This is a genomic window from Curtobacterium flaccumfaciens UCD-AKU, assembly GCF_000349565.1.
GTDB lineage: Bacteria > Actinomycetota > Actinomycetes > Actinomycetales > Microbacteriaceae > Curtobacterium > Curtobacterium poinsettiae.
This window is the reverse complement of the sequence record NZ_KB714628.1, coordinates 123,709-135,119: the sequence shown is the minus strand read 5'-3', so window position 1 is coordinate 135,119 and position 11,411 is coordinate 123,709. Positions and strand designations below refer to the sequence as shown.

At 66.8% G+C, this 11,411-nt stretch carries 12 protein-coding genes; 5 read left to right on the top strand and 7 right to left on the bottom strand.

Annotated features, from left to right (window positions below; translation table 11 throughout):
- Nucleotides 1-14: 14 nt before the first annotated feature.
- The 3 genes from H489_RS30595 to msrA form a co-directional block, all read right to left on the bottom strand.
- On the bottom strand, nt 15-1,664 hold the full coding sequence (locus H489_RS30595) for an APC family permease (protein ID WP_017887625.1): 1,650 nt from the start codon (nt 1,662-1,664) through the stop codon (nt 15-17).
- Nucleotides 1,665-1,825: 161 nt separating this feature from the next.
- Entirely contained in the window at nt 1,826-2,734 is a 909-nt protein-coding gene (ppk2, locus tag H489_RS30590; RefSeq protein ID WP_017887624.1) for a polyphosphate kinase 2, read from the bottom strand.
- A 289-nt stretch (nt 2,735-3,023) separates the two neighbouring features.
- Complete coding sequence (msrA, locus tag H489_RS30585; RefSeq protein WP_017887623.1) at nt 3,024-3,545, bottom strand: peptide-methionine (S)-S-oxide reductase MsrA; 522 nt, start codon at nt 3,543-3,545, stop codon at nt 3,024-3,026.
- A 181-nt stretch (nt 3,546-3,726) separates the two neighbouring features.
- On the opposite strand from msrA, the gene H489_RS30580 reads away from it, so the two are divergent.
- Complete coding sequence (locus H489_RS30580) at nt 3,727-4,104, top strand: hypothetical protein (protein WP_017887622.1); 378 nt, start codon at nt 3,727-3,729, stop codon at nt 4,102-4,104.
- 428 nt (nt 4,105-4,532) lie between these two features.
- Nucleotides 4,533-4,736, top strand: a complete 204-nt coding sequence (locus tag H489_RS37775) for a hypothetical protein (RefSeq protein WP_140449152.1) — start codon at nt 4,533-4,535, stop codon at nt 4,734-4,736.
- Between the two features lie 181 nt (nt 4,737-4,917).
- On the opposite strand, the gene H489_RS30575 is transcribed toward H489_RS37775, so the two are convergent.
- The 4 genes from H489_RS30575 to H489_RS30560 all read right to left on the bottom strand — a co-directional run bounded on the left by H489_RS30575 (nt 4,918) and on the right by H489_RS30560 (nt 8,160).
- Nucleotides 4,918-5,214 carry a histone-like nucleoid-structuring protein Lsr2 gene (locus H489_RS30575; RefSeq protein WP_017887621.1) on the bottom strand — a complete coding sequence of 99 codons (297 nt, stop codon included), beginning with the start codon at nt 5,212-5,214 and terminating at the stop codon, nt 4,918-4,920.
- 60 nt (nt 5,215-5,274) lie between these two features.
- The gene (locus H489_RS30570) at nt 5,275-6,777 is read right to left on the bottom strand and encodes a sensor histidine kinase (protein ID WP_017887620.1); all 1,503 of its coding nucleotides are present in this window, start codon (nt 6,775-6,777) and stop codon (nt 5,275-5,277) included.
- Between the two features lie 120 nt (nt 6,778-6,897).
- A complete protein-coding gene (locus tag H489_RS30565) occupies nt 6,898-7,443 on the bottom strand; it encodes a hypothetical protein (protein WP_140449153.1) in 546 nt (181 codons plus the stop codon).
- A 372-nt stretch (nt 7,444-7,815) separates the two neighbouring features.
- A complete protein-coding gene (locus tag H489_RS30560) occupies nt 7,816-8,160 on the bottom strand; it encodes a histone-like nucleoid-structuring protein Lsr2 (RefSeq protein ID WP_017887618.1) in 345 nt (114 codons plus the stop codon).
- Nucleotides 8,161-8,268: 108 nt separating this feature from the next.
- Between H489_RS30560 and H489_RS30555 the strand changes: the two genes are divergently transcribed.
- The 3 genes from H489_RS30555 to H489_RS30545 all read left to right on the top strand — a co-directional run bounded on the left by H489_RS30555 (nt 8,269) and on the right by H489_RS30545 (nt 11,391).
- Nucleotides 8,269-9,300 carry a PDDEXK nuclease domain-containing protein gene (locus H489_RS30555; RefSeq protein ID WP_031260010.1) on the top strand — a complete coding sequence of 344 codons (1,032 nt, stop codon included), beginning with the start codon at nt 8,269-8,271 and terminating at the stop codon, nt 9,298-9,300.
- Between the two features lie 244 nt (nt 9,301-9,544).
- Nucleotides 9,545-10,777: an amidohydrolase family protein gene (locus H489_RS30550; RefSeq protein ID WP_017887616.1), complete on the top strand. Its 1,233-nt coding sequence runs from the start codon at nt 9,545-9,547 to the stop codon at nt 10,775-10,777.
- Nucleotides 10,774-11,391 (top strand): DUF2461 domain-containing protein, encoded by a 618-nt coding sequence (locus H489_RS30545; protein ID WP_017887615.1) that lies wholly within the window; start codon nt 10,774-10,776, stop codon nt 11,389-11,391. The genes H489_RS30550 and H489_RS30545 overlap by 4 nt, the downstream gene beginning before the upstream one ends.
- The last annotated feature ends 20 nt before the right edge of the window (nt 11,392-11,411 follow it).

The window sequence follows — 11,411 nt, the reverse complement described above, 5'->3', positions numbered from 1 at the left end:
GGGTTCCTTCCGGGTCAGGCTTCGACGGAGGCGGAGGCGGACGCCGGGGCCTCGGCCACCGGGTTCGCGGCAGCCGCGGCTGCGGGGACGGGCACCGCCGCGGTGGTGGGGACCTCGGCAAGGGTGATCGGGCCGTGCACCCGGTGCCGCCAGCTCGACCACGCCCAGCCGACGAGCAGCACGCCGCCGATGAACAGCAGGGCGCTGTACTGCAGCCACCACGACGTGCCGGTCAGGTCGTAGATCTCCGGCCGGGGCCAGATGAGGTTGATCGCCATGCCGATCTGGAACGCCACGGCCAGGGCGTTGAGCGGGATGCCCCAGCGGCCGAGCGTGAACAGCGGCTTGCCGTCCTCGTCCACCCCGGTCGGCAGGCCCGTGCGGCGGAGCGTGATGCGCTGGACCAGCAGCGGCCCGGTGACCCCGAGGTAGGCCAGGTAGAGCATCGCGATGCACAGGCTCGACAGGGCGGTGAAGATCGCGGACTGCCCGATGTTGACGGCGAGGGCCAGCCCGGCGCCGACCCCGACGACGATCGACGCGGCGATCGGGGTGCCGGTGCGGGGCGAGACCCGGGCGAGGGTGCGGTGGAAGGGCAGCGCCTTCTCGCGGGCCATCGAGTAGACCATCCGGGCGCCGGCGGTCTGCACGGCCAGGGTGCAGGCGAAGACGGCGACTGCGACGGTGCAGAGCAGGAGCCGCCCGAAGACGTCGCCGAGGGTCGAGGTGATCACCCAGGCGAGGCCCTGCGAGGCGAGCTTGCCGTCGGTCAGGCTCGGCGCGGCGACCAGGGCGCCGATGATGAGCAGCCCGCCGCCGAGGCCGGAGACCGTCAGCGCCCGGACGATCGTCTTCGGGGTGGTCCGGCGCGGGTTGTGGGTCTCCTCCGCGAGCTCACCGGCGGAGTCGAAGCCGACCATCACGTACGCGGCCATCAGCGAGGACGCCAGGAACGCCCACACGTACGGCTCGGTGCTCGTCGAGCCGGCGGTCGTGAACACCACGGAGGCACTGCGGTGCGGCAGCAGGAACAGGGCGCCGATGAGCACGACCACGCCGACGATCTCGATGAGCACGCCGAAGCTCGTCACGCGGGCCATCAGCCGGACGCTCGTGATGTTCACGATCGTGGTCACGGCGAGCATCACCAGCCCGAGGACCACCGCGTTCGCAGCACCGGTCGGCGACGCGACGGACGGGTCGGCGCCCGGACCGCCGACGATCTGGAACCCGTCCCAGATCGCGGGGAGCACGGCCTGCACGGCGATGGCCGCCACCGCGACGGTGAGGATCTGGCCGATGATCATCGTCCAGCCGGTGAACCACCCGAACCGGGCTCCGGCCAGACGGCTCGACCACTGGAAGATCGCGCCCGAGATCGGCCAGCGGGCCGCGAGCTGCGCGAAGTTCAGCGCCACCAGCAGCTGGCCGCCGAAGACGAGCGGCCACGCCCAGAAGAACGCAGCACCGCCCAGCCCGAAGCCGAGTCCGAACAGCTGGAAGACCGTGGTGAGGATCGAGACGAAGGAGAAGCCCGCCGCGAAGGAGGAGAACGAGCCGACCCCGCGGTGGAGCTCCTGCTCGTAGCCGAGGCGGGCGAGCCCCTGCGTGTCGACGTCGGACGTGGCGCGCGGTGCGTGGAGCGGTGCTTGCGGAGAACGCATGACTGCAGACCTTTCGCGGAGTACCTGTCGGGTGACAGGTAGTGCGACAAGTGTCTTGCGGCCCTGTGTCGGCGCCGTTGCCCGTCTGTTTCGAGTGCGTGACGGGAAGCGGCGGCGTGTAAACGTTCCGAGTCGGCGGGCGGTTCAGCCGCCGCGGGGGATCACTCGATGTCGACGTCCCGCTTGCCCCGGCGGACGATGAGCGGGTCCGGCTTGCCGATCACGTCGGCGTCCTTGTCCGGGTAGTCGAACTGCGTCAGGAAGTACCGCATCGCGTTGAGCCGTGCGCGCTTCTTGTCGTTCGACCGCACGATCGTCCACGGCGCGTACCGCTTGCTCGTCCGGGTGAACATCGCCATCTTCGCCTCGGTGTAGTCCTCCCACCGGTCGAGCGACAGCAGGTCGATGTCGGACAGCTTCCACCGCCGCACCGGGTCGAGCTGCCGCATCGCGAACCGGGTCCGCTGCTCGCGCCGGGTCACCGAGAACCAGAACTTCGTCAGGTGGATGCCGGAGTCGACGAGCATCCGCTCGAACTGCGGCACCTGGGTCATGAAGGACTCGTACTCGTCGTCGTCGCAGAACCCCATCACCCGTTCGACGCCGGCACGGTTGTACCAGGAGCGGTCGAACAGGACCATCTCACCGGCGGCCGGCAGGTGCTGCACGTACCGCTGGAAGTACCACTCACCGCGCTCGCGCTCGGTCGGCTTGCTCAGCGCGACCACCCGCGAGGTCCGGGGGTTGAGGTGCTCCGTGAACCGCTTGATCGTGCCGCCCTTGCCCGCGGCGTCACGCCCCTCGAACAGCACGACGACCTTCTGCCCGGTGTCCTCGAGCCAGTACTGGCACTTCAGCAGCTCGATCTGCAGCAGGTACTTCTGGTACTCGTACTCGTCCCGCGGCAGGCGTTCCGAGTACGGGTAGTCGTCCTGCCAGGTCAGCACCGGGTTGCCGTGCGGGTCGATCAGGTCCGGGTCGGCCGTCTGGCCGCCCGCGACGCTGTACCCCTCGGTCCGCAGCTGTTCGATGTACTCCCGCAACGGCTGCGAGTACGGCGCTGTGTCCACGGTGTCCTCCCTCTGCGAGCCGATCGGCTGTCGGCCCCAGAACCATCCTGGCCCGGCCACCCGCACGACCGCCCCACGCCTCGCCCTGGACGCGACCCGACGACGGCCTGGAGGCGCGGTGCGGGCCCGCCCCGTGCCTCCCGTCCGCATGTGGTCCTTCACAGGCATGGCGGAGCCATGGCCGGCCGGTCACCCCGTGATGCAGACAGTCCCCGGGTCGGCGGATCGCCGTCCCGGGGACTGGTTGGAACTGCTCGGCGGATCACGCTGATCCGCCGCGTTCGTCAGGTCAGACGGCCGCGGTCGCCTCGTCGCGGTGCGGGAGCTTCCAGCCCGGACGCACGAAGTGGCAGGTGTAGCCGTGCGGGTTCTTCTCGAGGTAGTCCTGGTGCTCGTCCTCGGCCTCCCAGAACGGGCCGGCCGCGGTGACCTCGGTGACGACCTTGCCGGGCCAGATGCCTGACGCATCGACGTCCGCGATGGTGTCGAGCGCGACCTGCTTTTGCTCGTCGGTCGTGTAGAAGACGGCCGAACGGTAGCTGCGACCGATGTCGTTGCCCTGGCGGTCCTTCGTCGACGGGTCGTGGATCTGGAAGAAGAACTCCAGCAGGTCCCGGTACGAGATCTGGGACGGGTCGAAGACGATCTCGACCGACTCGGCGTGGTCGCCGTGGTTGCGGTACGTCGCGTTCGGCACGTCGCCGCCGGAGTAGCCGACGCGGGTGCTGACGATGCCGGGACGACGACGGAGGAGCTGCTGCGCTCCCCAGAAGCATCCGCCGGCGAGGATGGCGGTCTCGGTGGTGGTCATGGTGGCCTCCTGGCCTCTCGTGTCACTGGCTGCGACACCGTGTGGTGCAACCGGCAACAGGGACGATCTGTTCCCGTCGTCAGGTCCGCTGTGGGGCACGGACCCACCCGGGTGTGCGGTCGGTACGACTCGACCCTACGAGTCCGTGCTCCGTGTCACCCCTGCACTACGGTCAGGCCACATGAAGCGGTCATCCGTGCACGACGAGGGGCAGCGCCGTCCGCGTGGTTCGTGGGGACTGGGGCTCGCGCTCTGTTCCCTCGTGTTCCTCGAGGTGTTCGCGACGATCGGCTCGCTGCCGGGGATGGTCGCCGCGCAACTGGAGCAGTACACGCCCTGCGCTTCCGACGCGACGTTGCAGTGTTCGTACGCCGTCGGGGAGACCGCGCAGTTCCTCGTACCGCTGGTCGCACTCATCGTCACGATCACGACCTGGGTCATCGGAGCGTCCGGTGTTCCCACGGTGCGGCGACGGGTAGTGACGCCAGCGATCGGCCTCGTGGTCATCGTCCTGACCTTCGTGCTCGGCGTCGTCGCGATCGATCTGTCGATCAGGTGACCGTCGTCAAGCGAACTCGCTGCCACACGCTCCCGAGGACCTGATGCCGTTCACTCCAGGTCGGTTTCGAGACCGGGCCGACTGCGGGGTGGATGGCGTCGTCGACGGACTCAGGAGCGCTGGTCTCGGTGCCCGATAGCCGATCGGCTACCGTCTCGAAGGGTGTAACGATGACAAATCACCAGGCGATCGCCCGCCGCATCGATGCGCCCGGGGAGTACGCGATCGAGGTCGGAGCCGGGGCCGGGAAGATTCGTGGGCTGCTGCACGCCATTAACCGGAACCCTTCAGCCTACGGCGTCGAACCAGCGTCCTGACGGACGAGTCACCCCCCCCTATACAACCCGCCATCAATGGCGCGTGCGAGGGCATGGCCGCCCGTTTACGATGAGGTGCCGAACGGCTCCGAACAAACAGGGGGACATGCGATGAGCAAGATCAAGCAGGCACTGGCCGGCATGGGGATGGTCGTGGCGCTGGCGGGAGTGGGTGTCGTTCTGCCCGCTGCTGCAGCTCCGGCACATGCTGGACCAGTCGTCTGTCACACGTGGACCGAGACGGTCCACGCGAAGAACTGCGACAAGAAGCGGCAGATCTGCACGGCGTACATTTACCACCGGATCTGCGACTGAACGACAGGCAACAACCACAGCAGGGGTCGGGCGCCGTCACCGGTCGCGCGACCCCTGCTCGTCAGCCAGCGCACGTGGAGGCGTTGTCGTCAGCGCGTCCCGCCCGCAGAACGATGCGGAAACCGCACGGCTGAGGTGCCTACCTAGCCGGCACGTGCCCGTGTGCCGTGTCGCGGGGGTGTCAGTGTGCGGCGTCGTACGCGTCGCGGACGGCTTGGCTGATGCGGCCGCGGGAGGAGACCTCGTGGCCGTTCGCGTTGGCCCAGTCGCGGATCTTGGCGAGCTCTTCCGAGTTCCCACGCTTCGGCGCACTGCCAGCAGTAGTGCGGACGGAGCGGCCGTTGGCCTTGCGTGCGGCGGCGATGTAGTCGGAGAACGTTTCGCGGAGCGCGTCGACGTTGTCGTCGGTGAGGTCGATCTCGTAATAGGCGCCATCTGCCCTCGCGCTCCAACCACAGCACGGGCGAGGCGCCGGCATGCCCCCCCGGGGGGGGGGGGCATGCGGAGGACGCCGGTGCGTGGCGTGCGGCCGACGGTTTCAGCCGGCTTTCCCGGTGTTTGCGTGCCCAAAACGCCGCTCTCGTTTGGTTATCTTGGGCTTTTCGGGGCTTATCCGTGGAATCACGACGGTGACTTCCAGTCCGCGCGGGTCGAGATTACGCATTGAAGCAGTGCCTCCGGCGAGCTGGGCTGTGGCTTGGACGATCGCGAGGCCGAGTCCGGATCCTCCGAGTTTCGGCTGGCCGTCAGTCGGTCGCGCTGTACGCGCCTTGTCCGGCCTGGTAAATCGGTCGAACGCCACGGCGATGAAGTCCGGAGGCACACCGGGGCCGTCATCAGTGACCGTCAGCCGGGCGGAGCTGTCTTCCAGCGACCAGGCGACTGTGATCGTCCCAGATTCCGGGAGTGCGTCGATCGCGTTGCTGGCAGTGTTGGTGATGAGTTGACTCATTCCGCGGCGATCCAGTCGGAACACGTGGGGTTCCTGCGTTGCATTTTCTTCCGAGTCGGATCCGTCTTGCGGATCGATGTCGAATTCGATCGTGATGTTTTTTGCGGCTGCGATCATTCGTAGGCGGTCTACTGCTACCAGTACTTCATCGCTGAGCTCTTCCCAACTGGTGAGCGTTCGCGACGTCGAGTCCACGCGTTCGGCTTCGTCCGCTCGGGAGAGGGTAAGGAGGTCGTTCGCGAGTCGCGCGAGTCGCGCGACGTTGTGCTGCGCTTGCTTGACGTGAACTTGGAGTGCGGCGGCGTCGCCCCTGTCGAGTGAAGCGAGTTCCAGTTGCGTGGTGAGTATGGCGAGGGGGGTGCGGAGTTCGTGGCTCGCGTCGGATACCATCTGGCGCTCGCGTGCGGCAGCGTCGCGCGTCCTGCTCAAGAACTCGTTCAAGGTGCGTGCAAGAGCTTGGAGTTCGTCCCGAGCGTCTCCAACGGGAAGGTCGGCGTCGGCTTCTCCGGCGCTGAGTCGTTCTGCTTCGCGACGCATCCTCGAGACGGGCCTGAGCGCGGCGCAGGACAACAGCCATGTCGCGCCGCCGAAACAGGCCAGAACCAGCACGCCGGCGACGACGACGCCGCCGGTCAGCGAGTCGATGACGAGCGCCTCTCCCTGAGCGTCACTTGCGGCGATTACGGTCCAACGCCCCGAGGCGCTTTGCGGATGATCGACGACGACCCGGTACGACGAGCCAGCCTGGATCGCCGTTGAGGAGCCGTCGTCAAATCGCGCGATCTCGGGTAGCTTCCGCAGCAGCGAATGCTGTTCGATTGATGAAAGAACACGCTTGCCGCTCGGATCGAGGACGGCGACAAGCTGCCCGTTTCCTGGCGCACGGAAACTCGGGTCCGCTGAGCGTTCCACTTCCGTCACGTACGGGCTCGCGTCCGCGCGAAGCAATGTGCGGGTTGCGTTCGCGACAACGTTGTCCACCTGAACGCGCATCACCATGACCAGCGCGGCGATGACCAGCGCGGCGACCCCTACGCTCCCGAGCGTCAGGCGCGCGCGCAGCGACAGGTTGCGTAGGCGTCGAATCATTGGCCGCTACTCCATCGTGATTCGCCCAGCTGAGGCGGTGCATTGCGTGTCATGGTCTCACCAAGCAGAACAGATGGGCGCGTGACCGGGCAGCCGGTGTCGCGCCCATCCTAAGAGAACTTAGAGGCGTTGAATTCGCGTGATGGTCACCGGGTGGCTTCCGAAGACGATGAAGCCGTCCGGCGGAAAGCTGTACTGATGTCCCCCGTAGTTGATGTATGCCTCGCGGTCGCCCGCCGCGAAGCGCTTCAATGGGCCCCAGCGGCCGGACAGCGACCCGGTGCCGGTGTAGCCATAAGGCACCGATGAGGTTGTTGTCATGCAGAGGCTGGTTGAAGTGCAGCCGGGTGACGAGAACGACAAAGCATCGGTGTGTACTCGTGAATTGGGCTTGTACGCCGCTGTGACCTTGCCCGTTGCGCCGTCGACCAGCAGGTATACCTGGCCGCCAGACCACTCGACCTGGTGGATCTCCGCTTCCGTCTGCGTGCCGGCCAACGCCTGGAGCTGGGCGTCATACTGGGCGGTGTTTGGTGCGTTGCTCACCGTTGGTGTGGCTTCGAGTCCAGTCGACGCAGAAGCCATTGTGGGAACCGCGATTGCGACGGCGAGCCCGAGTGCTACCCCGAGCGAAGTCAACCGGCGCGACCTCTTGGTGATGTTCATAGTCTTCTCCCCGGGAGGCTGACGTCCGCAGCGCTCCTCGCACAAGCATGGGTGGGAGGTTTTGACAAGCCAAGGCGCGGAACCGCAACGCCTGGGCAGTGGGAGGGATTTGGCAGTTGGTGAACCTGAATCTTAGATCACGTTCAGGAGTAGCCGTTGAGCCTGCAGGGTCGCCGGACCACCTTCCTTCAAGAGACCATCTCTCGGTCTGAGCGCGGAGGGTAAGCGCGACAGGAAGGACGCGTATGAACAGGACACTTTACGAAAGTGAACTATTCGTGCGGCGTGCCGACCTGTGAACGTCATGTCGGGGCGAACGCGAACAGCCGGCCACCCCTCGAGGTGGCCGACTGTACCGCTGGCAGAGTGGCGTCAGTGCGCGGCGTTGTAGGCGTCGCGGACGGCCTGGCTGATGCGGCCGCGGGAGGAGACCTCGTGGCCGTTCGCGTTCGCCCATTCGCGGATCTTCGCGAGCTCTTCCGAGTTGCCACGCTTCGGCGCGCTGCCGGCGCTGGTGCGGCCAGCGCGGCTGGTGACCTTGCGTGCTGCGGCGATGTAGTCGGAGAACGTTTCGCGGAGCGCGTCGGTGTTGTCGTCGGTCAGATCGATTTCGTAGTGGCCGCCATCGAAAGAGAAGGACACGGTGCGGCCCTTGCCGTCTTCGATGGTGTCGCCGGTGAGGTCGTCGACGAGGTGCGTGGTGACTTTCTGCGCCATGGGAGGTCGCCTTTCGCTCGGGGATCCTCTCCACGCTTGCATAGCTGATCCCGTAGAACGCTGCGTTCGTTCTTCTTCCGATCGGCTGGTCGGGCAGACCGAGCGGTGATGTCTGATTCGTCGCCAGCCGTATCCGGGTATGCCGCTGCTCTTGCCGAGCTGAAGCAGCAAGTGCGCGCCGCCCGATTCACGGCGCAGCGCCGCGTGAACACAGAACTCATCCGTCTGTACTGGGGGATCGGCGCAACGATCCTGCAACGCCAGGGCGATGAAGGGTGGGGGAGCAACGTCATCGGCCGGCTCGCGACGGATCTGCGTGCTGAATTCCCGGAGATGAAGGGCTTCTCCCCGCGGAATCTCGCGTACATGCGCGCGTTCGCAGCGGCCTGGCCGGACGAGCAGATTCTGCAACAGGCTGTTGCACAACTGCCCTGGGGCCACATCACTGTCCTCCTCGACCGGCTCGATGACCACGAGCTCCGCGAATGGCACGCCGGCCAAGCGGCCGCCCACGGGTGGTCGCGGAACGTCCTCGAGCACCAGATCCGGTCCGAGGCACACACCCGGCTCCAGGCGGCGCCGACGAACTTCGCCGAGATCCTCCCGCCGGGGGACTCGGATCTGGCGCAGCAGATCACGAAGGACCCGTACGTGCTGGACTTCCTCGCCCTCGACGGTGACGCGAAGGAACGCCACCTCGAGCAGGCACTCGTCGACAGGATCATCGATACCCTCCGCGAGCTCGGCGAAGGGTTCGCATTCGTCGGCCGGCAGGTGCACTTCGACGTTGACGGGGACGACTTCTACGTCGACCTGCTGTTCTTCCACGTCGAGCAGCTCCGGTACGTGGTGATCGAGCTCAAGACCGGGAAGTTCAAGCCCGAGTACCTCGGCCAGCTCGGCTTCTACGTCGCACTCGTCGACGACAAGCTCCGCAGACCCCAGCACGCCGACACGGTCGGCCTGCTGCTGGTCGCCGACAAGAACGACGCCGTCGTCCGATACTCCCTCGCGGGACAGCAGGCCCCGATCGGTGTCGCCAGCTACGACCTCCTCCCGCCCGCGGTCCGCGCTGCCCTGCCCTCGGAAGCCGACCTCGCAGCCGCACTGGCGACGGAGACCAACACCCTCGAGTCCTGACCAGGGGTGCGTGCCACCAGCAGCCCCCGTGTCTCACTAAGGGAACCATCACCGGGCACATCGCCGGGCGGGTCTATTGAGACACCGAGATCCCTGGATCCTGGCGGGCTCCAGAAACGGCCGCACGTGTCCGGTTGCCGATCGGTCGTCGGCTGATGGCGAACCGTACACCTCCTCCCTGTGCTGCTAACATAAAGTTGTTAGCGATCAAACGGTGGTCGCGACTCGCTACAAAAGGACTGCCATGACCCCCACGACCATCTCGAACGTTCGCGTCTTCGACGGCAAACGCACCCTTGAGAACCAGACGGTTACGATCGAGGGGACGGTCATCGTCTCGGTTCGCGCCTCCTCGACCGACGAGGCGCGCACGGCGACCGGCGATGCGATCGACGGGAACGGTAAGACCCTGCTGCCGGGCCTCATCGACTCTCACACGCATTCCTCCCTCGACGCGCTTCGCCTCGCACTGCAGTTCGGTGTCACCACCGAGCTTGAGATGGGCGGGGTCCTCACGGCCCCCAAGCGAGTCGACATCGAGACCAACGACGACGTCGCGGACGTTCGGTCCTCCGGCTTCGGGCTCACCCCTCCCGGCGGACACCCGTTCGAGATCATCCCGGAGGGCGCCTTCCCCGGCGAGGGTGAACCCGGCTTCGGCGAGATCGTGATGCCCCTCTCGACCACCCCCGAAGAAGCGGTCTCGTTCATCCCGGAGCTGATCGCGGCCGGGTCCGACTACATCAAGTTCCTGATCGAGGACGGGTCCGCCGCGAACGCTCCCGGGCTGCCGATGCTCGACCAGGCCACGTTGAACGCTGGCGTCGCCGAAGCACAGCGCCTCGGCATGATGACGTTGGCCCACACGCTCACGGTCGGCGCAACCCGCATGGCACTCGAGGCGGGGATCGACGGTCTCGCGCACCTGTTCGTCGACCAGGCCCCCACGCCCGAGATCATCGATCTCATCGCCTCCGCCGGGGTATTCGTCGTCCCGTGCATCGTCTTGAACTCCTCGATCATCGGGGTCACCGGCGCCGAGTTCGCCACCGATACCCGCGTCAGCTCCAAGCTCGCCCCCCACTGGCTCGTGACCCTGCAGAGCTCGTTCAACCACTACCCCGCCGGTAGCGTCGACGACGTCCTGGCCACCGTTCGAGCGCTGCACGATGCCGGTGTCCCGATCCTCGTCGGCACCGATGCCTCGGCACCTGACCCCTCGCTCGGCGGCCTCGCGCACGGGGCCAGCGTTCACCACGAGCTGCAGATGCTCGTGCGCGCTGGCCTCACTCCGGTCGAGGCATTGGCCGCCGCTACGTCCGTGCCCGCTCGGCACTTCGGCCTCACCGACCGCGGCCGGATCGCTGGCGGCTTCCGCGCAGACCTGCTGCTGGTCGACGGCGACCCGACGTCCACCATCTCGGACACGCTCAACGTCGCCGCGGTCTGGCGTCGCGGCTCCAAGGTCCAGATGTGAGCGGAGCGTACTTCGACGACGACCTCGCTGGCTTCTTCGCCGGACTCCGACAGAACAACAACAGGGAGTGGTTTGACGCCCACCGGGATGAGTGGGAACGCGTTGTCCGCGTACCGATCGAACTCCTCCTCGGAGACGCGGAGCAGCAGTACGGACCGGGCAAGGTGCTGCGACAGAATCGCGACGTCCGCTTCGCCCGGGACAAGAGCCCCTACCGGACATCCGCCGCCATGGTTGCTGGCTTGATGTACCTCCGGGCATCCGATGAGGGGCTCGAGCTTGGCGGGGGGCTCTACAGCCCGACCCGAGAACAACTGGGCGCCGCGCGCACCGTCATCGATGAGCAACCACACGCTGCGACTGCCCTCGAGAAGATCCTCGACGATCTCGAGGGCAAGGGGTACACCATCGCGGGCCCGTCGCTGCGAACAGCGCCAAGAGGGTTCCCTCGGGACCACCCGCGGATCGAGCTGCTTCGGCTGCAGTCCTTCGCCGCTCTGAGGCAACTGCCGCTGAGTGCATCTCGAGACGTGATCGGGGCAACGTGGGACGAGACGGAACCACTGATCCGGTGGATCCGAAAGTGGGTGGACAGCGGGGCTAACTCCATGTGATGACGCTCCGGCCACGTCGA